This window comes from Pseudoalteromonas sp. EB27 (genome assembly GCF_001974875.1).
Lineage (GTDB): Bacteria > Pseudomonadota > Gammaproteobacteria > Enterobacterales > Alteromonadaceae > Pseudoalteromonas.
Map to the genome: position 1 here is coordinate 217601 of NZ_MTQD01000001.1, position 21731 is coordinate 239331.

Genomic DNA, 21731 nt, shown 5'->3' on the forward strand with positions numbered 1-21731 from the left:
CTAAAAAGCGGATCAATCGAAGAAAGGTCTTTAGAAGGGAATATATAAAGCGGCTTTAATCAAAAGTAAAAAATCAAAGCGCGCTTTATTACAAAGCTTATAAAGCTTTATTAATCGCGGAAATTTTTAAACTGAAAAGGCTGACCTAGTTCAGCGCTGCGTACTACTTGCATAGCCTCTTGAAGATCGTCACGTTTTTTACCCGTTACACGTACTTCTTCGCCTTGAATAGCAGCTTGAACTTTAACTTTAGAGTCTTTAATGGCTTTAACTACTTTTTTAGCCATATCTTTTTCGATGCCCTGTTTTAAGCCCACATTACGAAAAACATTTTTACCTGCACGGCTAATATCTTGAAGTTCCAAGCTTGATACATCCATACCACGCTTAGATATCTTGCTTGCTAAAATATCAAATAATTGCATAACCTGAGAGTCTGCTTCAGCTTTAAGCTTAATTGTTTTATCATTTAGCTCAATAGATGCATCAACCCCTCTAAAGTCAAAGCGGGTCTCTAGCTCACGATTTGCATTATCAACTGCGTTTTTAGCTTCGTTCATTTCTACTTCAGATACAATATCAAATGAAGGCATTGGTTTGCTCCTAACTATTTAATCTTAATTTTATGTCGCAATTATAACGCTAAAATTATAAATATTTACATTTTTCTGCATCTTGTTCAGGTGCGATACTAATTTAGTTTGATATAATCCAGTTTCTTTTTTAAGCGATTTTAGGATTTGTCGTGACAAGGCGTGTTTATCAAGCAATTTTTTTAATCAGCATAGTAGCTTTTACCTTTTTATTTGCCAAAGAAGTAAAAGGTGGCGTTGTAAATTTATTTCCTCATGTTGATAAAGTCGCCCATTTTGGGATTTTTTTTATACTAGCCATAATAATGGATAAAGCGTTTAAGCTTCCTCTATATGCGCAAATACTTTTATTGGCTGGTTATGGCGCTTCTATAGAAATAATGCAAGATGCACTTCCATATAGGCAAGCATCACTCGGTGATTTTTTTGCTGATTTTGCAGGTGCTGCAAGCTACTTTTTACTTAGAGTAATTTTTACACCTCGAAAAAAGAATCCATATGGCTAATATTTTAATTGTTGGCGATGGTGCTATTGGCTTGTTACTTAGCCATTTTCTAAGCGCGTCGCATAATGTCAGTGTTTTAACTCGCAAGAGCCCAACAAATACCCGCTTTTATAGTCGAGGTAAAAGCGCATCTAAAAAAATTGACGCACAATTTATTTCATTAAATCAGCTAAATAAAGCAGCTGAATTTGATGTTGTTTTATTTACCGTTAAAGCCTTTCAAGTACTTGATGCATTTTCACAAATAAAGCCGCTTTTACCAAATCATTGCTCTGTTGTACTTTCGCATAATGGAATGGGTAATGTTGATGAGGTAAATAGCCAACTAAGCACTCACCAAGCGCTCTACTTTTTAACTACAAGCATAGCGGGCTTTAAATCAAACCAATACATTGTGCAGCACACTGGTGAAGGGCAAAGCGTTATTGGTGATTGTAATGAATTAGCTTTTCAAAATAGTGCGCCAATAGCTGATATTTTTAAAGTAATACCCAACCTAAAGTTTACTAATAACATTCAGCAGCTTCGCTTTGAAAAACTACTCGTAAATATTGCTATTAACCCATTAAGCGCCTTAAATAATGTAAAAAATGGTGATTTACGCGCACCTAAGTACAACGCTATAATTTTTAATGCACTCACTGAAGCATGCAATATAGCAAAGGTACAAGGGCTTAATATCCCATTGATTAAAGCACTTAATACCGCTTATAAAATAATGGAATTAACGTCTGACAATTACTCTTCAATGCAGCAAGACGTAGCGCATAGCAGAGAAACTGAAATATCAGCTATATGTGGCTATATTAGCCAACAAGGTAAACTCCACGGTATTCCAACACCTTACAATGATGAGTTACTTGCTAAAATTCAGGCAAAAAAAAGCGTGGTATAAACCACGCTTATATAAGTTTTTTACTTTACGGACGATAAACTTTTACAGTTTCAAAGCCCTGTTCGTGCAGCATAAGTGCCTGTAGTTGGCTCATTACACCTCTATCACAATATAAATAATAGTCAGTGTCTTTTGGTAAATCACCAAACTTAGTCGCCAGACGGAAAAACGGTAAATGCACCACTTCAATACCATCAATTTCTAAGGGCGCAGCTTCTTCTTCCTCAGGAGAGCGAATATCAACTACTACAGAGCCTATAGGTAAATCAGCAACCGACTCAGCTTCTTTAAGTTCTTGCTTAGCTTCTACATCAATATCACGCACGTCCATTATACGTGCATTATTTACAACAGTATCAAGCACATCAAAGTCGAATTTTTCTTCCTCACCAAGAATAACGTCTATTTTGGCTTTAACGGTTGGCTTTTTGGAAATAACACCACAGTATTCAGGCATTGTTTCTGCCATTTCGGCTGTACCAATTTGGCGAGCAATATTAATAATTTCTTGCTTGTCGTGTTGAATAAGCGGACGTAAAATAAGTGTTTCAGTAACACGGTCAATCACACTTAAATTCGCTAATGTTTGACTAGATACTTGGCCAATACTTTCACCAGTGACAAGTGCCTGAATGTTTAACTTTTCGGCAACTACACTACCCGCGCGCATCATCATACGTTTAAGTACAACACCCATTTGGCTGTTTTCAACGTTTTCTAATATTTCAGCAACAACAGGTTCAAAATCAACCGTTACAAATTTAACTTTATGCGTAGAGCTGTATTTTTTCCATAAGTAGTAACTTGCTTGCTTAACGCCAATTTCGTGCGCTGCGCCACCTAGATTAAAGAATAAAAAGTGTGTGCGCGCGCCTTTACGAATCATTTGGTAACTTGCTACGCCAGAGTCAAAACCACCCGACATAAGCGAAAGCACATCTTCTTGCGTTGGCAGCGGAAAACCAGCCATACCAAAATGGGTTTGCGAAACAATGTAAGCTTTATCATCTTTGACTTCTAAGCGTATTGTTACTTCTGGGCGGCTAAGCTTTACGCTTGCGCCTTCGATATGTTGATTTAATCCACCACCAACATAACGCTCTAAATCAGTTGAGGTAAAGTCGTGTTGACCTATACGCTTTGCACGAACACAAAAGGTTTTACCTACAATTGTATGACCAACTAACGCTATTGTTTTTTGGTAGATATCATCAAGAGTTTCGAATTGTGTTTCGGTTACTTCAATAAATTGAACAATGCCAGGGATGCGTTTAAGGCTATCGATAAAATCAAGACGAACTTGCGCGTCTTCAAGTTTCGTAACAACTGAAATGTTATCCCAGTTATTTCTTACTTGTACTTTTTCGTCAACACGTCGCAATACAATTTTAATGTTATTTTCTAACACTTTAGTAAAGCGTTTACGGACCGAACGGCTTTTAATGGCTATTTCAGGATGTAGTTTGACGATAAATTTAAGCATAGTTCACTCTTAGACTGCGGGAATTCGCGCTCCCAGGCATTTGGCGCGGGATTATAGCAAAAAATTCAGCGCCTAGGAAACAACCAAGAGCAAAGGCTAAACAACAGTTGGGGCTTGTTGTGCTAATTCAGTATATTTTTCGCGTAGCAGGTTCATTTTATCAATGCTCTTATCGGTACTGTACGCTCTAAATAATGTAAGTACTTTTAAAATACCATGATATATATCTTGCTCAGCAAGCGTACCACTTGGCCTACGGGCTTTAATATAAGGCGTCCAAAAACTAACCGTTAACTTTAGTGTATGTGCTAAATCAATGACATCCTGCTCATCAATAGCAATCATTTCACTGTCGCGAAGTCCTAAAATAATTTTACGAACTTGCTCTAGTAATTCTAGTTGAAAATCAATATAAGCTTGTTTTAAATCAGCATCTCTAGAGAGAATATCACCGAGATTGTCGTAAAAAAAATGATAGCGCCACATCAGCTCAAATAGCGAATCTAGGTAAGCCGTTAAATGATTAAATGCATCATCATCTTTATTTATTGGTTTAAAGTGAGTATTTAAATGATCGCGATATAAAGCAAAAATATGACGGATAATGTCTTCTTTATTTTTAAAATGATAATAAAGATTACCCGGGCTCATCCCTAAGTTTGATGCAATATGATTTGTCGTTATTGCACGCTCACCATTTTCGTTAAACAACAAAATACTGGTGTGTATTATTTTATCCTTGGTATTCATATGCTAATACTCAAATTATCTATAGGCTACATTACACTCAAAAGAGGTAAACAGTATAAACAAATATGAATCATTAAAACACTCCCACCATGGACTGACCTGTTTATTAAAAGTAAGTGTTTATATGGTTTTTTAGCTAGGCTGCTTTGTGGCATAAACACTGTTAAACTAGCGCTAAAATAATAAACAGTGAATATTATGAAAGTTATTGCAATTTACCCAGGCACCTTTGATCCACTAACTAACGGGCACACAGACCTTATTCAACGTGCGGCTAAAATGTTTGATACCGTATTAGTTGCTGTTGCTAATAATCCAAGTAAAAAGCCCTGCTTTAGCCTTGAAGAACGTGTTGAGCTTGCAAACACTATTTTAAACCACTTAGATAATGTTAAGGTCATTGGTTTTTCTGGTTTATTGGCTGACCTTGCGCGCGATCACAATGCTAATGTGCTTATTCGCGGTATTAGAGCAGTCTCTGATTTTGACTATGAATTTCAATTAGCGAATATGAACCGCCGCCTAAACCCTGATTTAGAAAGCGTATTTTTAACACCCGCAGAGCGAAATTCATTTATTTCATCAACGCTTGTCAAAGAAGTAGCACGTCACAATGGTGATGTAAGCGAGTTTGTAGACCCTGTAATTGTCAAAGCGCTAAAAACTAAACTGGGCTGTGGTGCCCAATAACACTTCCCGAATTAGCACATAACTTGTATGCGCTAATTCGGCTTTTGTGTAGATGATGATTTTAATTTTTCAATTAACCAAACAAGTTTTAGCAAATCTTTATTAATAATTAGTATTAGCGCCATAGTGATATCAATAACAGGCATAAGAAAACCATACAGCATCCACAACCACCAAAAATCCCAATTGCCATAAAGCGTATTATCAACATACATACCCATAAACAGTGAGGCATTGATAGCAAGCCCTACAATAAGATAATAAAATCCGTACGGTATTTTACGACCTAAAAAAATACGCTAAATAAAAATAACGGCAATTGTTAGTACATCAAATATAAATAACTTTAAATGCGGAGCCGCAGTAGTTATGTCCATAAATAAACTAAATGTATACGAAGCCATCATAATAAAAGAAAGGTGAACTCGGCCTTTATCTTGCTTGTTAATAGCAGCTGATAGAGTGAACAAAAAAGCAAAAACAAAAAGCCATGTAATAAATATTCGTTAACTGAATTTAATTGCCAAAATAGCTCCTCCATTTTATTCAACCTTTTGATGAATGTTTTTTATACGATTAAGTAAATACCGTTTTAATGCAACCAAACCTAAAAAGTCTTTATTAATTAGGAGAACTAAAAGCATCATTAGATCAGAAATTATTTGCCCTATTGCATATAAGGCCCAAAACCACCAGTAATCTAAATTCCCTAAAACAATACTGTCGTAGTGCATTCCAAAAAAAACAAATGCGTTAAAGCTAAGTCCAACTAAAAGATAATAAAAGGCTACAGGGAGGTTTTTACCAAAATAGATCCGCCATAAAACCAGAAAAAATATAGTTATAATATCAAATATAAAAAGGGTCAAATGGGGTGTATTGCTCAAGGGATCCATAAAAATACTTGAGGTGTAAGATACCATCATAATGAATGCAAGCTGTGTGCAGCTATTGTCAGACTTGTTAATGCTTGCAGACAAATTATATAAAAAAGCGAGTACAAAAGACCATGTAATAAAAATAGTTATATAGTCGTATAAACTAGCCAGCTGCCATAAAAAATCAAGCATTGCGTGACCTTTTAAATTGTTCAGTTAAAAATTTAGTAAGCTTAACTAGACCTAAAAAATCTTTGTTAAAGATAAGCGCTAATGGCATTATCAAATCTGTAAAGTACATACCAAATACATAAACGTTCCAAAACCACCAATAATATAGAGTACCTAAAATCTCTATATCGTAATGCATAGCTAAAAATAAAGATGCATTAATACTCAGACCAAGCACAAGATAATAAAATGCGTTAGGAATTGGGCCTCGACTGTAGTACCTAAACGTAAAAATAATAATTAGAGTTGCAATATCGAAGTAAAAATAGTTTAAGTGAGACACTATAACCATATCGAACAGTGTACTTAAGGTGTACGAAATCATCATAATACCAGAAAGGTACATTGTATTTTTATAGGGACTGTTTATGCTTGCTGATAAATTATAAAGAAATGCAATTACAAAGAACCATGTAATAAAAATACCTACATAATCTCTAATCGCTACCAGATCCCACAGTATGTCAGCCATCATGCCCCTTTATGAATTTATTATTTCGCAACCACCCTTTTAGTTTATACAAACCTAAAATATCCTTGTTTATGATCAACACCAATGCCATTGTAAAGTCGACAAAATACATTCCAAAAATATAAACAGTCCAAAACCACCAATAGTAAAGAGTGCCTGCAATTTCAATATCGTAGTGCATACCTAAAAATAAACATGCATTAATAAAAAGACCTACAATTAAATAGGAGAAAGCAATTGGTACTAATTTTTTATATATAAATCGCCAAAGTATCAGGGCGCTAATAGTAGCAAGATCATAATAGAAGTAATTTAGATGAGGATTTTCAATAAGTGGATCCATAAAAAGACTAGATATATATGAGACCATCATTATAAATGAAAGATGCGTTCTACTTTTATCATTTTTATTAATACTCGCTGATAGATTATATAAAAATGCGATTAGGAAGAACCATGTAAATAGTATTGCTACGTTATACCCTAAATCTACCAGAGCCCAAAGTATGTCAGCCACTACTATTATTCCTTTTCATAATACTATTGTGGGACCATGTTTTAATTGCAGCTAAAGCTAAAAAATCTTTGTTTATAAAAAATATAGCTACCATTATAAAATCAACAGCGTTGACCCCTATCGCGTAAGCATTCCAAAGCCACCAGTAGCTTGTATTATTTGATATATAGATGTCGTAATGCATGAGAAAATGTAGAGTTGAGTTTATAGCTAAACCAGTAATAATATATAGATAGGTAATACCATCATGCCAGAGCCGCCTAAGGGAAATAATAACTAGGAGAGTTAAAATATCGGAAAACAAAAAATCTAGATAAGTTACCGTATCCATATTTGTAAATATACTAAATGAATATGAAACACTCATAACCAAAGACAAACACACTCTTTCTTTATTAGGCTTATTAATCGAATGAGCAAGGGAGTACAAAAAAGCCATAAGAAATCCCCATTGTACAAATGCACCTATGTACAAAGAAACTGTTGGGCTAATTAAAAGTTCATTCAATATTTTTCAACTTTTTAAAGTTCAATGTAACACCTCTTTTAAAATGGTGTTTTTATTGAATACTAGTGAAAGAACCATTAAAACATCGAACATATTAACGCCAACAGAATAAACACTCCAATACCACCAAGGCTCATAGTTATATAAGACGTATAAATCGTAATGCAATATTAAGGTGAGCACAGCATTTATTATTAACGCAAAGATGATGAAGTGAAAAGCTGCAGAACGTTGGAGCACTTTGAAGTACTGTAAAGTTAACAGAGCTAAAATTGTAATGAAATCATAAAGCGCCCAGCTTAAATATAAATTTTCTAATAAGTTTATATAACCACTGGAAATATATGAGCAGAGCATAAGCGCAGATAAATAAACAGGAGACTTATTTTCTTTATTTATACTGGAGGCTAAACAGTATAAGAAGGCCATTAGAAAGCCCCATTGAGAGAAAGCTTCTACATAATCCATTAGGGCTTCAGTAACGTACATTTTAAACTAGGTTACTTTGTGGGTATCGTTTGATTTGAAATATTTAAGGGATTTGTTCTTTAGTTTATGAAGACCAAGTAAATCTCGGTCTAAAATTAATACCACAATCATAACTAAATCTATAAAGTTCACTGTATACGTATAAGCATCCCAGAAAAACCATGGTTCTTGATTCTCAAAAATGTAAATATCGAGATACATACCAAAGAAAAAAATCGAATTTATAGACAATCCAATAATTAGATATAAAAAAGAAGGAGTTGTTTTATTTATTATTTTATAAATACACATGAGTGCAGCTATAGTAACAATATCGTACAAAGCCCATTCAATATATACTGAATCCCTCACAGATAACCATGTATAAAAGTAATCAGACAACGTATAAGATATCATCATAATAAATGAACTGAGCAAAAGGGTTGTACCTCTTTTTACATCTAATGAGTATACAAACACATTGAAAAAGAATACCATCAAAAAAGCCCACATCGTAAAAGCAGATAGTGAGAACAACCCAAAAAACTCAGTTAAAATCATTTAAAGCCTTAAAATATTACTTTGGTCTGGTAGGTACTACAGTACCACCGGCACGCTGTAAATCAGCACTCGCAGCACTCATCGCCTCTTGAGAGAAGCTTACTATATCAGATTGCAGGGTTTTAGGGCTAGCCGTTTGTTCTGTTGCAGGCTGTAATTGTTGTGTTTTATTGTATGCTTGCATTTGTACTTGGCTATTAGCTGAAACTTGCATGTGATTGATCCTTGTAAAAGTTTTAATTATATTTGGTGTAACTTTTAACCACATTATTATGTAGATAAATGCATCACCTGTTTAAAGTAGTGATAGCTATTTTGCTATCTACCTTATACGAAGCAACCAATGTGCCAACTTTTTTTGACACCTTAAAACTCACTCAAAATATACTTATATAATCAAACCAAACAACTCCGACCAGTTTACTGTAAACATAAAAAAACGCACAGGGATAACCGTACGTTTTTTGTATCCAGGGAGTTTAAGCTACGTATTTACACGGGATCTCCGCACGTGTACTTAGCTTCAAAATATATTCCATTGCTACTTCGTCACAATTTTCTTTACGAAGGCAAAGTTCACAATCTTTCATTACTTTTTCAGGCAAAGAGTCTTTGCTACAAAAAGTAAAACGTTGCTGCTCAAAAAAGTCTGGTACACGCGTTAATACAATAACGCGGTTAAGTGCCAATTTTTTGGCTTTAGTAAGTAGGTGCTCTACAAGCTGTCTTCCCTGTCCCGACACTTTACTTTGTGGGTTTATGCCGAGTGAGCGTATTTCCGCAAGGCCGGTATCGTAAATGTATAACGACGCACAGCCCGACACTTTTCCATTTATTTCTGTTACTGCAAACTCGTTAATAGAGTGCACCATATCGCTTTTTGCACGCGGCAGGTTTTCACCTACCGTTGCCCAATGCTGTATAAGTGTGGCAATTGCTTCTACATCATCTAAATTTGCATCACGTACCGTTATTTGCTGTTTTTTTTTGGCTTCTTTAACAGCATTAGTTACTTGTTCAATAGACGTCCCACCAAGGGCCTTACGTGCTTTTATACACGCATCAATTTCAAGTACTGGATAAACATCGTCTTCAAATACAGTGTTTACTGACTTGTACTGTTCAAGTGATAGCTCTTCAAGCGTTTTACCTTCGCTAATCGCAAGCTGTACAAGTACACCTACAATGTGATGCCCTTCTCTAAATGGCACTCCTTTAGCAACTAAGTAATCAGCAAGCTCGGTGGCATTTGCATGCCCTCCTTTTGCTGCTGCAAGAGTCTTATCACCGTTTACTTTAACGCCTTTAATACATGCTTGCGCCATATGAATACATGCAAGCCATGTTGGCATAGCGTCGAATAAGCCTTCTTTGTCTTCTTGCATATCTTTATTGTATGCAAGTGGCAGCGCTTTTAACGTCATCATCATAGCGCTAAATGCACCAAATACACGCCCGGTTTTACCGCGAATAAGCTCGAGTGCATCTGGATTTTTTTTCTGAGGCATGAGCGATGAGCCTGATGTTACGTTATCAGCAAGCTCTATAAATCCGGCTTCACCCGAATTATAAAAAATCAGATCCTCTGACATACGAGATAAGTGAATCATCGAAATAGACGCACAACTTAAAAGATCTAAAACAAAGTCACGATCAGATACGCCATCAAGGCTGTTTTTTGTAGCCGCTGTAAAACCTAATCCGTGTGCTAATGCTTGGCGATCAATCGGATAAGCTGTGCCGGCTAATGCACCACTGCCTAATGGGCAAAAATTCATGCGCGCTTTAGCATCTTGCAAACGGCTTTCATCACGCTCTAGCATTTCTACATATGCCATACACCAGTGGCTGAATAGTACTGGTTGTGCGCGTTGCAAGTGCGTGTAACCTGGTAATATTGTACCAAGCTCTCGCTCTGCAAGCGCTACAAACTCGCCTTTAAGCTGTGCAATAGCATCTAGTAAATGGTCAGCCGTATCACGGCACCACAATCTAAAGTCGGTGGCAACTTGGTCATTACGGCTTCGGCCTGTATGTAATTTTTTAGCTAAATCACCTACTTTTTCAATTAGAGCTGCTTCAACATGTGAATGAATATCCTCTGCACCTGAAGTAGCTACCGCTTGTGGATCTGCTTTAACTTCTTCAAGCAGCTCATTTAATGCAGCAACTAATTTTGTGTGCTCATCACTTGAAAGTACATTTACCTGCTCAAGTGCGCCAGCCCATGCGACAGAGCCAATAATATCTTGCTCTGCTAACTGGTAGTCAAAGGGAAGAGAGTCGTTAAATTGCTTAAACGCCTCATCTGGACCCGTAGAAAAACGTCCGCCCCATAATGCCATGAAATCTCTCCAAACCCTGTAGTGCCCCTTTTATAAGGGGCTATAAATAATTTACTTTTTAGCCAATGCTGAAATTCTGCTTGAAAGCGAAAATAAACGAATAAAGCCTTCAGCGTGTGACTGGTCGTACACATCATCTTCGCCAAATGTAGCAAATGCTTCGCTGTATAAGCTATTTGGTGACTGCTTTTGAACTGCAGTTACTTGGCCTTTGTATAGCTTAAGTACAACTTCACCTGTTGCCACTTTAGAAAGTGCTTCTGCACCGGCTAAAATAGAATCTTTAAGAGGTGTAAACCAACGGCCGTCGTATACTAAATGCGAAAACTCACCACCGAGTACTTCTTTCCACTTACGGCTTGCTTTATCAAGCACTAGCTCGTCAATGGCTTGAAGCGCTGCCATAATGACTGTGCCGCCTGGGGTTTCGTAACAACCGCGTGACTTCATGCCAACTAAACGGTTTTCTACAATATCAACACGTCCAACACCATGAGGCGATGCAATATCGTTTAATTTAACTAAACAATCGTAAGGTTTAAGTTCTACGTCATTTACAGCAACCACTTCGCCTTCAACAACTTTTAATGTTACTAGTTCTGATTTATCTGGTGCTTGCTCTGGAGAGTTAGTCCAAGTCCATACTTGTTCAGTTGGTTGACACCATGGGTCTTCAAGCTCACCACCTTCGTGCGAAATATGCCATGCGTTAGCGTCACGGCTATAAATTTTTGTAGCAGATGCTGAACACGGAATGTCACGCTCTGCTAAGTAATCAAGTAATGATTCACGGCTCGATAAGTCCCACTCACGCCATGGCGCAATTACTTTTAAATCAGGGGCAAGGGCCGCAAAACATGATTCAAAACGAACTTGGTCATTACCTTTACCAGTACAACCATGAGAAAGTGCATCAGCACCTACTTTACGCGCAATTTCAACTTGTGCTTTAGCAATAATTGGGCGCGCCATAGACGTACCTAATAAATAAGTGCCTTCGTAAATTGAGCCTGTTTTAAGCGTTGGGTAAATGTAATCACTTACCATTTCATCTTTTAAGTCAACTACGTAACATTCAGATGCACCAGAGGCAATTGCTTTAGCTTCTACGCCTTCAAGTTCTTCAGCGCCTTGACCTACATCAGCAACAAACGCGATTACTTCACAGCCATAGTTTTCTTTTAACCATGGAACGATAGCCGACGTATCAAGACCACCAGAATAGGCTAAAACGACTTTTTTAATTGAACTCATAGGTGTTCCTTAACAAAATTTGGATTTAGTAATGTAACTAGCAGAGCATTTTGCGCATGCATGCGATTCTCTGCTTGTTGAATAATTTTAGATGCTGGACCATCCATTACCTCAGAGGTAATTTCAAATTCACGGTGTGCCGGTTGGCAATGTAATACCGTAGTCGCACCAGTTTGATCTAGCAATGCCTGATTTAATTGATAAGGCATGTATTTTTCTTTTACTTGCTCAAGCGGCGTTGTATCACCCATTGATACCCATGTATCTGCGTATACGACATTTGCACCAACCGCAGCTTCAACTCTATCGCTCACCATAACTGATGCGCCATTCATTGCTGCAATTTGCTCAGCTTTCTTAAGTATTTGCGAATCTGGTGAACATCCTTTTGGGGTTACAGCAACAAAGTCAGTACCTAGCGTTGCAGCAAGTAACATCAATGAATGAGTCACGTTATTGCCCTCTCCTAAGTAAGCTACTTTAAGCTCACTTACATCACCATGTACTTCTTGAAGTGTTAAAAAATCAGCAAGAGCTTGGCAAGGGTGGTACAAGTCACATAAGCTATTAACTACAGGTACTGATGCATATTCACCTAACGTAGTTAATGTACTGTGTTGATTAACACGCGCTACAATACCGTCGGCCCAAGTAGAAATATTAAGTGCAAAATCTTTAATTGATTCGCGTGCACCCATAGCACCATTTTGCTGATCTAAATAAACAGCATGGCCGCCAAGGCGATTAATGCCTATATCAAATGATAAACGTGTACGTAAACTTTGCTTTTCAAACAATGTTACGATTGATTTTCCTGATAATACTTGGCTGTATTTTTCTGGCTTTGCTTTAATATCGCGCGCTAACTTTAATAAATTAAGTGCGCCTTCTTTGTCTAACTCTAAACCCGTTAAAAAATTCTCAAACATAATAAACCTATGGTGTAATCTTTGTTCCGACATGCTCACCTTGTAACAGAGCAGTTAAGTTTTCTGGCTTTTGCCAGCTGGAAATATACACACCGCGTCGTAAGTGTTGGGCAGCGTGAAGACTGGTCTTAACTTTGACCTCCATCCCGCCCACAATTACTCCATCTGTAATTAAAGTATCAATGTGTTTTGTGTCAAGTTGATGTAACGGCTGTTTATTTGCATCAAGTACCGCTTCTACATCTGTCATAAAAATAAGTTCTGCATTTAAATTACTAGCAATAGCCGCTGCAGCTTCATCTGCATTTACGTTATACCAAAGCCCTTGTTCATCAAAGCCGATAGAGCTAACAATAGGTAAACGACCTATTTTAAGTAAATCACTAATTATAGAATCGTCGTTGCTTTTGCACTTACCTACTAAGCAAAGCGCTTTTAGCTTTTGAGTGGCAGTAACACCTGCCTCAAAAAGGCTTAAGCCAACAGGTTTATGCCCTGCATTAATCGCTTGAGTCATTAATTGTTTATTAGCACAACCTGCAAGTGCCCCAACTATATAAGGCATTTGCTCTGCTGGACTAATACGTAAGCCTTGGTGTTTAGCACTAGCAAAACCGGCTTGCTTTAGCCATGTATCAACTAAAGAGCCACCACCGTGCACAATGACAAACTCATTATTTTTTTGCTCATTGAGTACATCAAATAACGCTTTTGCTGCATTTTCTGTATTAAGTACTGCACCACCGAGTTTAATAACCCACGTTTTTTTACTCATTTAAAAGGCCCCTTTTAAGCCGGTCGTGTGCTCTAAATTCATAGAAATATTAATACATTGCAAAGCTTGACCAGCAGCACCTTTTAATAAGTTATCAATCGCAGACATTACAATTAACTGCGTGCCTTGTTGTTGCCAACCAATATCAACAAATGGCTGCTTAGCTACACCTTTAATTGAAGGTATTTTATTTCCTAACAAACGAATTAATGGCTCGTTAGCAAGTACTTGATAAGCCGATGCAACGTTTTCCTTGGTAACGCCTGGCTTAAGTTGTACATAAATAGTTTCTAAAATACCGCGCGGGAAATTACCTAAATGCGGTGTAAATAACACTTTGTGGCCAAGGTGTTGTTCAATTTCAGGACCGTGGCGGTGGTTAAACAAACCATAGGGTGCAAGCGATACCTCACAAAAATGTGTTCCTACACTCGCTTTACGCCCGGCACCCGTAACACCCGATACGGCATTAATAATAATACTTTCGCTGCTCAATAAGCCTGCTTTTTTAAGCGGTTTAAGTGCATTAAGTGCGGCAGTTGGGTAACAGCCTGCAACAGCAATTAGCTTTGCGTTAGCTATAGCATCACTGTTCCACTCTGCTAAACCGTAAGCCGCTTCATTTAAAAGCTCTGGGTGTTGATGCTCAAAACCATAGTAAGTAACGTAATCATCATTACTTGCTAGGCGATAACCACCAGACAAATCAAATACTTTTTTACCCATAGCTAAAAATTGAGGCGCTAAATCAACACTTACTTTGTGATCGGTACATAAACATACATAGTCAGCATCATTTTGAATGTCATCAAAAGCTGATGCACTAAGAGGAAGTAAAGGATAATCTAGTAAACCAAGGTGCTCTGGATATAAATCACTTAGTAATTTATTTTTATCTAAGCTACCCTCAGATACATAACAGCCTGTTAAGGTAAGGTTTGGATGATTAGCAACTAAGCTTGCTAACTCTGCGCCGCTGTAACCGCTTGCGCCAATAATAACTACATTCATTGATTACTCGTTATTTTTAAATTTACTGCTAAATATATATGTTGTTCGCTTAAACTAGCTAAAACGCTAAATTAAGACTTAATTTAATGAATTTGTAGATTATCGTCGCATTATTTTCATAGCTTTACTTTAATATATTTATGCTTAAAAAGTGAATTGATATTCATCATAAATACTTTTATATTGTTATGCAATTAAATTGAATAATAATTTTGGATTTTTTTATGCCTTTGCCTTCGTTTATTTCTATGTATCAACAATTGATTGCAGCCCCTTCTATTAGCGCAATTGAAGACAACCTGTGTATGAGCAATAAAAACGTAATCGAACTCCTTGCAAACTGGTGTGAAACACTTGGTTTTACGTGTGAAATTATTGAACTAGAAGGTGGTAAGGGCCGCTTTAATTTATTAGCAAAACGCGGGAAAGGCGATGGCGGATTAATGCTTGCGGGCCACACTGATACAGTGCCTTTTGATGACAGCCGCTGGAACCACAATCCGTTTAAACTTACCGAACTCGACAATAAATTGTACGGGCTAGGAAGCATTGATATGAAAGGCTTTTTTGCTTTTGTATTACATGCGATTAGTGAGCTTGATGAAAAGCAGCAAACTCAACCTATTTTAATACTCGCCACTGCCGATGAAGAAACAACTATGGCAGGTGCACAGCAAATATGTAAGCACCCTAATTTAAAACCTGCGCGCTGTATAATTGGCGAACCTACTGATATGACTCCAGTATTTATGCACAAGGGCCATATGAGTACAGCAATAAGAGTAGTTGGTCGCTCTGGGCATAGCTCAGATCCCGAACGTGGCCTTAACGCCATTGAAGTAATGCATAAAGTGATTACAAAATTGATGTTCTTAAAAGAGCAACTAAAGCATAAGTATTCAATAAATCACTTTGAAATTCCTTATCCAACATTAAATTTAGGTAATATTCATGGTGGCGATAACGCGAATAGAATTTGTGGTTGCTGTGAAATGCATATAGATATGCGCCCATTACCGGGTTTAAGCATTAAAGAACTACAAGCATTAGTACACGATGCAACGAAAGAAATTAATGATCAATACCCTAACGCTGTGAGTGTTATTGATTTACACGAACCCATTCCGGCATTTAGTGGCAGCACCGACAGTGCTTTAGTAAAAATGGCTGAAAAAATAGCGGGGCAAAAAGCGGTCGCGGTAAATTACTGTACTGAAGCTCCTTTTATACAACAACTTGGCTGTGAAACAATTGTAATGGGTCCCGGCTCAATTAACCAAGCGCATCAACCTGATGAATTTTTAGCGATGGAAAAAATAAAACCATCACAACAAATAATCACCGATATTATTAAAGCTAATTGCTTTAGCTATCAGGGTCACTAGCTGCTTATAACAACACAAATAATAAAGGCGCCAATTGGCGCCTTTATTAGATAATACCAATTCCATTAAGTATGTGATCTAAATTTTACGCCGAAAAAACAATTCAGTTCTAGGCGTAAATTGATGTAAATGGTTGTTCCCTTTGCGAAATTTACAACAAAGAAATGGGTTGTTTTAGCAAGTAAAATAGATCAGCTATTTATTGGAGTTGGTATAATTAAATACTAATATTTAATCACCTTTAACTTCTAAATTAATAAACTTAACTAGCTCTTCAGGTTGCCCTACTAGCATCATAACTTGTTGATTAATTTCCATCATGGTTTTACCTTCAGGTAGCTTTGCAGATACGCTAAATGAATTTAAACCTTTAGCAAAGCTAGTTAAAGCTGCGGCTATGTCTTCAGTAACAGGCGCTTGTTGCAACTGTTGCTCTAGCGTCATTTCCATCTGCTCAAGCGTCATACCTTGCTTTTCAAGCTCGCTTGATAATAAATCTTTTAGCTTACCTTGATTATTTAAAACAAAGCTAACATTACGTGGCTCTAACTTACTCATTGCTTGCATAACAAGTGTTTGCTGCTGTAACTCTTGCTCGTAAGTAAGTGGCTGGTTACCCGCTTCTTGCTGTGCTTTACTAATCGCCAATGAAGCATCCATTAATGCTTTTGAATTAGCCAAGCCCATATCCATGTTAAAACTAACAATGTCTTTTGCATCAAGCTTAACCACAACATCACTGTTGCCAGACTCTTCATCGTAATCAAGTGATGAATGTAAATCGTAACTTGCCGACGCTAGCATTTCGTTTGTATCTGCAGGTAATTTTGAAACAAAATCTTTATCAAACTGAAAGCTTTTTACATCAAATGATGTATGCGGTGATATTTTATCTGGCTCGTAACCAGTTATTTCAATGCTTTGAATATTAGCAACATTGTCACCCTCAGGGCTTATTACTTCCATGTTTGTTATTTCTACGCTTTTTGAAATAACACTTGCCGATAAACCAGCGTATTTAAATGTAGCGCCAGTTTGATCGCTTACTAAAGCAAGTTGCTTATCTACTTCTGCACGCACTTCTTGTGTAGCTACATAATTTGCATAGCTCACGCCACCAACGCCCGCAGCTACAATTGCTGCAACTATTACTAACTTTTTCATGTTATTTCCTTATTCTATTCTTTGTGTAAACCGAGTTTTCTTAAGAGTAACATTACACATTAACACCCGTAAGTGTTAATTAATTAAACTAAGCAACTCATGTACTGTTTTAACTGGCGTAATTTTAGCACCAAGCCCTTCCATTGATTTATGATAATTACGAAATGGAATATATATTTCAGTAAAACCATGTTGTGCAGCTTCCTTAACACGTGGTACACCACTGTCGATTGGGCGTACATCGCCGTTTAAGCTAAGCTCACCCATAATACACGTGGTACGAGGTACAACAAATTCGTTTAAGCTACTAAGTAATGCGGTAACCAATGCTAAATCAATACACGTTTCTGTTTCATCAATTCTTAAGCCGCCAACAATATTAAAAAAAGTATCGTGAAATATTTTAGTTTTAGTGTGTTTGCGTAATATACCAGTCAGCATTTTTATACGGTTCATATTTAAACCAACACAAACACGCTGCGGAAATTCTGCCTCGGTTTCGGTCGTTAAACACTGAATTTCGAGCAATAAATTACGATTGCCTTTACGAATACAGGTAATTGTAGACCCTGGTGAATCGGTTGTAGAACCCGATAAAAATATTTCGCTTGGATTATCCACGCTCAACATCCCACGTTCACACATTTTAAAAATGCCCACAGTATCAATATCACCAAAGCGGTTTTTATTTGCCCTAAGGGTTCGAATTTGCCCATCATTGGTATCTATGTGTAAAAGCGCATCGACAATATGTACGAGTGTTTGAGGGCCTGCTATTTCGTTATTTTTATTTACGTGAGCAATAATGAACATGGTTACATCATTTTGCTTACAGTACTGAGTTAATGCTTGGGCGGCGCTTTTTACTTGCGAAGGCGAACCTGGGCTACCATTTGCCGTATCGGTTACAACAGCTTGAATAGAGTCAATAACAGCAAACTTAATTTTATTTTTCTCGAGCTCTTCGATGATGGTTTCAACGCTCGTTTCTGAAAGTAAATAAAGCTCGTCCGGGTTATAGTTTAACTTTAAACGATTTACCCTGTTTTTAAACTGCGATAAAGATTCTTCTGCCGTACAGTAAAGTGATGGCATACGTTGTGACATTCTCGCCACTAAGTCAGATAGCAAAGTTGTCTTACCCGCCCCCGGATCGCCCGAAATTATATTAACAGAGCCAGTAGTCACCCCGCCGCTTAGTACGCGATCAAGCTCGCCGATTTCAGTTAGCTGCTTTTCAGCCTCTGATGTAGCAATATCATTGATTTTTTTAGAACCACCACCAACACCACCAGCATAACCACCAACGTTTGATCGTATTGATGCTTTTTTACTATGCCCTGCTGAAGGCTTAAATTCCGCTAATGTGTTCCACGCACCGCAGCGACATTGACCCTGCCAACGTTGATAGTTCATGCCACATTCGGTACAAACAAATTCTACTTTTGCCGCTTTAGCCATTGATAACTTTACCTACTATTCTTTAAATTAAAAAAATTCTTACTATTAGGCGCTTATTTTGCCATTTCAGGCATTTACTTAGCAACAAACTCTTGCCTGCTTAAAAATCTAGCGTCACAATCAATAAATACACATGGTGTTTCTTTTTAGCTATAATTTAGGGCATACTTTTTGCTTTGTAATAGTTTAAAGTAACTTGCCAATAAAATGGCAAATAACACATACATAACAAGAGCTAAACAGTAGTAACTCAAATAATTGTACCTATATTAATAACATAGCGCGATTTAACGTTTATTGAACTTCTAATAAATGGACTTAACAGTATACCTACTTTTTCAATTAGACGGTGATGGTTTTATAAATGGCTGATGACATAATGCTCAAACACGAAGACCTCGTGAATGAGTTAAAAACATATTTAGGCAACGCTAAATTTGATCTAATTTTCAAATCAAAAACCGCAGGGTTAACTAAACCTGAGCAATTTTTAATGAAAATGGAAATGTCGCGTTTATCTCAGCCAGTGGCACGTTTTGTTGATCTTCGCGGATTAGTGACAGGCCAAGTAAAACCATATGAGCATAACGGCAAGCAACACTTTATGGATGACACAGCCATTGAAGTGTTTGAAAAAGCGCTTAAACAACATGGTGAATACACCTTAGCTGTTTACGAAGCCGTAATGAATACAGAAAATAACCACCGCGTATTACAAAAACAAGCAGCCGAAAAATCAGAGTTACAAGAGTTAGAAAATAACTTAAACACTGAAGTAATTAAGTTTGCCTCTTACGAGAGCCGCCGTGAAGAACGGATGAATTACTCAATAAAAGTAACGATTGATTACAAAGATAAAAAGAACATTGCTGCTAGCACCTCAGATATATCTTTAAGCGGTTGTAAAGTTAAGCTTGCAACGCGCTACTCTATAAAAAAAGGCGAACTCATCGCAATGCGCTTAGTAGGCCTTGAGCAAGACTTTGAACTTGGCCTAAAAAACGGTATTCAATACGAAGTTGTTGCAGTAGAAAATATCTCTCGTGAATTTAATCACATCCGCTTAAAGCGCACTTATATAGAAAACAACGATGCCTTTAATGACTTTTTAGAAAGTTTTATTCATGGTAATAAGCGTCGTTATAAAGTAAATCTAGATAATACGCTCGATGCTGTAGTATCAAAGGGGTATGAGCAGTACTACATTCCTCGCGTAACGTCTTTATATGTGTTTTTAAGTAAAAAAGATGAGCAATATTACCCAAGCCTTAGCCTTACCACTGAAAATAATATTTTTATTCAGCGCTACTTTACCGATGAAAGAAAAATACCGTGTTTGTACAATATACTTAATCATCAGCGTATTACACAATTACTAACTCAAATTACCGCAGTAAAAGAAGATTACCTCTATACATTTACACATATATCATCAGGTAAAATTTATTACTACTCAGCGACGCGTACAGAGTTAAATAACAACCCGAAATTACGTGATCTATTTTTAGGTTTTGGTAGCCAAAAAGAGAGCTGGCAGTGCTTTAAAATACAAGTAATGCCAAGTCATCCAGATGATTCTTTTATACCGCTTTCACTACCTAATAGTGCCGGTGAAAATATAGAAAAATTAAATAAGCCACCTTCACCTCGTGTAAAAGGCCTTATAAAAGATGTTAAGTATATTGTTGTACTTACAAATATTGGCAATAAAGCTGAACAAGCAAATTATAAACAACTTACTTTTGATAAAGCATTAGTAAATCAGCTTAAGCACTTTGGCCACGCCAAACACAAAACGCCACCTTATTTAGACATTGTGCCACTTGAATACGTAAATTTACGCTCACATAAGCGCTACCTTTATAAGACACCAGTTAGCATCACAATTAATGGTGAAGTATTTAACGGTTATACACGTGATTTTTCAGTGATGGGTTTACAGTTAGAGTGCGAGCAACCTGCTACATTCAAAAAAGGGGATATAGTACTTTTAACATTTCCTGAGCTTCAAAAAATAACTAAAAAGCATAAACTTAGCGAACTAAAGTACGAAGTAATGGCTATTAGTAAGTCATTCACTACTATTAACCTAAAAGCGAATCGCATTGCTGAGTTACCCCATGCTGGCGTAACCTTTTTCACTCAGTTAATAGAAGGTAATAAAGACAAACTTAAAGTATCTGAAGAAGCACCTAAAGTAGAAGGCTTATCTACCGCGCTTAGAAATATGGTGACGAAAAGTGTATGCCAATTTCCACTGTATTTACACAAGGAAGCTGCACACTTTAAAACGGGTGCAATTGGTTATGGTTTATATGCAAGCCCTATGCATGTTATTTTACAAAACTTTGGTTTATTAAGTAACAAAACTGACTTTTCGAGTATTCTTACCGAAGAGCAAATTATTAATGTTATAACGCCTAATATAAAAGATCGCAGTCGCCAAGATGCACCGCTTGCTTTCACAATCGCGATTAACTTCGACCCTCGTAAGGGTAACATTGAAGAGGCCATTGTTAGCCAATGCACTTTAGGCGAAGACTACTCAAGCTTTTATAAACAAATTAGTAAAGACATTACATCCCAACTTATATTTGTAATGCGTTTATATATTTCGCGCACAGGTCGCCCTGACACTGACTACCTCTCTAATGAGCTAAAATACGTAAGCCAATACGCAATGCACAAAGCAAAAGATTTAGAAGAAGCCTTATGGGCTGTTGCGGGTGTGGGTGACGTAGTAGATATAACTGAAGAAGCTTTAAGCCATTTAGAACTTAAAAAAGAGCAAGTTGAACAAATGGGCCGCCGTAAGCTAATTTGGTTAAACCGCTTACGCTAAGCGGTTTAACTTA

At 37.0% G+C, this 21731-nt stretch carries 21 protein-coding genes; 5 read left to right on the forward strand and 16 right to left on the reverse strand.

The annotated features are described in order from the left end of the window. Nucleotides 1-110: 110 nt before the first annotated feature. On the reverse strand, nt 111-593 hold the full coding sequence (locus BW142_RS00915; protein ID WP_024598605.1) for a YajQ family cyclic di-GMP-binding protein: 483 nt from the start codon (nt 591-593) through the stop codon (nt 111-113). Nucleotides 594-745: 152 nt separating this feature from the next. On the opposite strand from BW142_RS00915, the gene BW142_RS00920 reads away from it, so the two are divergent. Both BW142_RS00920 and BW142_RS00925 read left to right on the forward strand, forming a co-directional pair. Then, the gene (locus BW142_RS00920; RefSeq protein ID WP_076923583.1) at nt 746-1099 is read left to right on the forward strand and encodes a VanZ family protein; all 354 of its coding nucleotides are present in this window, start codon (nt 746-748) and stop codon (nt 1097-1099) included. After that, the gene (locus BW142_RS00925) at nt 1092-1994 is read left to right on the forward strand and encodes a 2-dehydropantoate 2-reductase (protein ID WP_076923584.1); all 903 of its coding nucleotides are present in this window, start codon (nt 1092-1094) and stop codon (nt 1992-1994) included. Before BW142_RS00920 ends, BW142_RS00925 begins: the two co-directional genes overlap by 8 nt. A 25-nt stretch (nt 1995-2019) precedes the next feature. Here the strand turns inward: BW142_RS00925 and thiI are convergent, their stop codons facing one another. After that, nucleotides 2020-3477 (reverse strand): tRNA uracil 4-sulfurtransferase ThiI, encoded by a 1458-nt coding sequence (gene thiI / locus BW142_RS00930; RefSeq protein ID WP_024598607.1) that lies wholly within the window; start codon nt 3475-3477, stop codon nt 2020-2022. A gap of 96 nt (nt 3478-3573) precedes the next feature. Continuing rightward, nucleotides 3574-4227, reverse strand: a complete 654-nt coding sequence (locus BW142_RS00935; RefSeq protein WP_007581663.1) for a TetR/AcrR family transcriptional regulator — start codon at nt 4225-4227, stop codon at nt 3574-3576. A gap of 198 nt (nt 4228-4425) precedes the next feature. Here BW142_RS00935 and coaD point away from each other — a divergent pair, with 198 nt between their 5' ends. Next, complete coding sequence (gene coaD / locus BW142_RS00940; protein WP_076923585.1) at nt 4426-4917, forward strand: pantetheine-phosphate adenylyltransferase; 492 nt, start codon at nt 4426-4428, stop codon at nt 4915-4917. 542 nt (nt 4918-5459) lie between these two features. On the opposite strand, the gene BW142_RS00950 is transcribed toward coaD, so the two are convergent. The 11 genes from BW142_RS00950 to argC all read right to left on the reverse strand — a co-directional run bounded on the left by BW142_RS00950 (nt 5460) and on the right by argC (nt 14866). After that, nucleotides 5460-5987 (reverse strand): hypothetical protein, encoded by a 528-nt coding sequence (locus BW142_RS00950; RefSeq protein ID WP_076923586.1) that lies wholly within the window; start codon nt 5985-5987, stop codon nt 5460-5462. Next, nucleotides 5980-6498, reverse strand: a complete 519-nt coding sequence (locus tag BW142_RS00955; RefSeq protein ID WP_076923587.1) for a hypothetical protein — start codon at nt 6496-6498, stop codon at nt 5980-5982. The genes BW142_RS00950 and BW142_RS00955 overlap by 8 nt, the downstream gene beginning before the upstream one ends. Next, the gene (locus tag BW142_RS00960) at nt 6491-7015 is read right to left on the reverse strand and encodes a hypothetical protein (RefSeq protein WP_076923588.1); all 525 of its coding nucleotides are present in this window, start codon (nt 7013-7015) and stop codon (nt 6491-6493) included. Before BW142_RS00960 ends, BW142_RS00955 begins: the two co-directional genes overlap by 8 nt. A gap of 529 nt (nt 7016-7544) precedes the next feature. After that, nucleotides 7545-7991 (reverse strand): hypothetical protein, encoded by a 447-nt coding sequence (locus tag BW142_RS00970; protein WP_083707535.1) that lies wholly within the window; start codon nt 7989-7991, stop codon nt 7545-7547. A 27-nt stretch (nt 7992-8018) separates the two neighbouring features. Next, complete coding sequence (locus BW142_RS20675) at nt 8019-8552, reverse strand: hypothetical protein (protein WP_076923591.1); 534 nt, start codon at nt 8550-8552, stop codon at nt 8019-8021. Nucleotides 8553-8568: 16 nt separating this feature from the next. After that, the gene (locus tag BW142_RS00980) at nt 8569-8766 is read right to left on the reverse strand and encodes a hypothetical protein (RefSeq protein WP_076923592.1); all 198 of its coding nucleotides are present in this window, start codon (nt 8764-8766) and stop codon (nt 8569-8571) included. Nucleotides 8767-9031: 265 nt separating this feature from the next. Then, complete coding sequence (gene argH / locus BW142_RS00985) at nt 9032-10897, reverse strand: argininosuccinate lyase (RefSeq protein WP_076923593.1); 1866 nt, start codon at nt 10895-10897, stop codon at nt 9032-9034. A gap of 51 nt (nt 10898-10948) precedes the next feature. Continuing rightward, entirely contained in the window at nt 10949-12151 is a 1203-nt protein-coding gene (locus BW142_RS00990) for an argininosuccinate synthase (RefSeq protein ID WP_076923594.1), read from the reverse strand. Continuing rightward, nucleotides 12148-13080, reverse strand: coding sequence for an ornithine carbamoyltransferase (locus BW142_RS00995; RefSeq protein WP_024598615.1), 933 nt, complete (start codon nt 13078-13080; stop codon nt 12148-12150). The genes BW142_RS00990 and BW142_RS00995 overlap by 4 nt, the downstream gene beginning before the upstream one ends. A 7-nt stretch (nt 13081-13087) precedes the next feature. Then, nucleotides 13088-13855, reverse strand: coding sequence for an acetylglutamate kinase (gene argB, locus BW142_RS01000; protein WP_024598616.1), 768 nt, complete (start codon nt 13853-13855; stop codon nt 13088-13090). After that, nucleotides 13856-14866 (reverse strand): N-acetyl-gamma-glutamyl-phosphate reductase, encoded by a 1011-nt coding sequence (gene argC / locus BW142_RS01005; RefSeq protein WP_076923595.1) that lies wholly within the window; start codon nt 14864-14866, stop codon nt 13856-13858. Nucleotides 14867-15090: 224 nt separating this feature from the next. Here argC and argE point away from each other — a divergent pair, with 224 nt between their 5' ends. Further along, nucleotides 15091-16251 carry an acetylornithine deacetylase gene (argE, locus tag BW142_RS01010; protein ID WP_076923596.1) on the forward strand — a complete coding sequence of 387 codons (1161 nt, stop codon included), beginning with the start codon at nt 15091-15093 and terminating at the stop codon, nt 16249-16251. 231 nt (nt 16252-16482) lie between these two features. Here the strand turns inward: argE and BW142_RS01015 are convergent, their stop codons facing one another. Then, the gene (locus BW142_RS01015; RefSeq protein WP_076923597.1) at nt 16483-17415 is read right to left on the reverse strand and encodes a hypothetical protein; all 933 of its coding nucleotides are present in this window, start codon (nt 17413-17415) and stop codon (nt 16483-16485) included. 75 nt (nt 17416-17490) lie between these two features. Next, nucleotides 17491-18876: a DNA repair protein RadA gene (gene radA, locus BW142_RS01020; protein ID WP_076923598.1), complete on the reverse strand. Its 1386-nt coding sequence runs from the start codon at nt 18874-18876 to the stop codon at nt 17491-17493. Nucleotides 18877-19240: 364 nt separating this feature from the next. Here radA and BW142_RS01025 point away from each other — a divergent pair, with 364 nt between their 5' ends. Then, on the forward strand, nt 19241-21718 hold the full coding sequence (locus BW142_RS01025; RefSeq protein WP_076923599.1) for a PilZ domain-containing protein: 2478 nt from the start codon (nt 19241-19243) through the stop codon (nt 21716-21718). Nucleotides 21719-21731: the final 13 nt, after the last annotated feature.

Bases quoted from the DNA above. Each gene is read 5' to 3' on its own strand.
- BW142_RS00935 (WP_007581663.1), bottom strand. From the start codon at position 4,227: ATGAATACCAAGGATAAAATAATACACACCAGTATTTTGTTGTTTAAC.
- BW142_RS00925 (WP_076923584.1), top strand. From the start codon at position 1,092: ATGGCTAATATTTTAATTGTTGGCGATGGTGCTATTGGCTTGTTACTT.
- coaD (WP_076923585.1), top strand. From the start codon at position 4,426: ATGAAAGTTATTGCAATTTACCCAGGCACCTTTGATCCACTAACTAAC.
- BW142_RS00990 (WP_076923594.1), bottom strand. From the start codon at position 12,151: ATGAGTTCAATTAAAAAAGTCGTTTTAGCCTATTCTGGTGGTCTTGAT.
- argC (WP_076923595.1), bottom strand. From the start codon at position 14,866: ATGAATGTAGTTATTATTGGCGCAAGCGGTTACAGCGGCGCAGAGTTA.
- BW142_RS20675 (WP_076923591.1), bottom strand. From the start codon at position 8,552: ATGATTTTAACTGAGTTTTTTGGGTTGTTCTCACTATCTGCTTTTACG.
- thiI (WP_024598607.1), bottom strand. From the start codon at position 3,477: ATGCTTAAATTTATCGTCAAACTACATCCTGAAATAGCCATTAAAAGC.
- radA (WP_076923598.1), bottom strand. From the start codon at position 18,876: ATGGCTAAAGCGGCAAAAGTAGAATTTGTTTGTACCGAATGTGGCATG.
- argE (WP_076923596.1), top strand. From the start codon at position 15,091: ATGCCTTTGCCTTCGTTTATTTCTATGTATCAACAATTGATTGCAGCC.
- argB (WP_024598616.1), bottom strand. From the start codon at position 13,855: ATGAGTAAAAAAACGTGGGTTATTAAACTCGGTGGTGCAGTACTTAAT.
- BW142_RS00995 (WP_024598615.1), bottom strand. From the start codon at position 13,080: ATGTTTGAGAATTTTTTAACGGGTTTAGAGTTAGACAAAGAAGGCGCA.
- argH (WP_076923593.1), bottom strand. From the start codon at position 10,897: ATGGCATTATGGGGCGGACGTTTTTCTACGGGTCCAGATGAGGCGTTT.
- BW142_RS01025 (WP_076923599.1), top strand. From the start codon at position 19,241: ATGGCTGATGACATAATGCTCAAACACGAAGACCTCGTGAATGAGTTA.
- BW142_RS00980 (WP_076923592.1), bottom strand. From the start codon at position 8,766: ATGCAAGTTTCAGCTAATAGCCAAGTACAAATGCAAGCATACAATAAA.
- BW142_RS00915 (WP_024598605.1), bottom strand. From the start codon at position 593: ATGCCTTCATTTGATATTGTATCTGAAGTAGAAATGAACGAAGCTAAA.
- BW142_RS00970 (WP_083707535.1), bottom strand. From the start codon at position 7,991: ATGGATTATGTAGAAGCTTTCTCTCAATGGGGCTTTCTAATGGCCTTC.
- BW142_RS00950 (WP_076923586.1), bottom strand. From the start codon at position 5,987: ATGCTTGATTTTTTATGGCAGCTGGCTAGTTTATACGACTATATAACT.
- BW142_RS00955 (WP_076923587.1), bottom strand. From the start codon at position 6,498: ATGGCTGACATACTGTGGGATCTGGTAGCGATTAGAGATTATGTAGGT.
- BW142_RS01015 (WP_076923597.1), bottom strand. From the start codon at position 17,415: ATGAAAAAGTTAGTAATAGTTGCAGCAATTGTAGCTGCGGGCGTTGGT.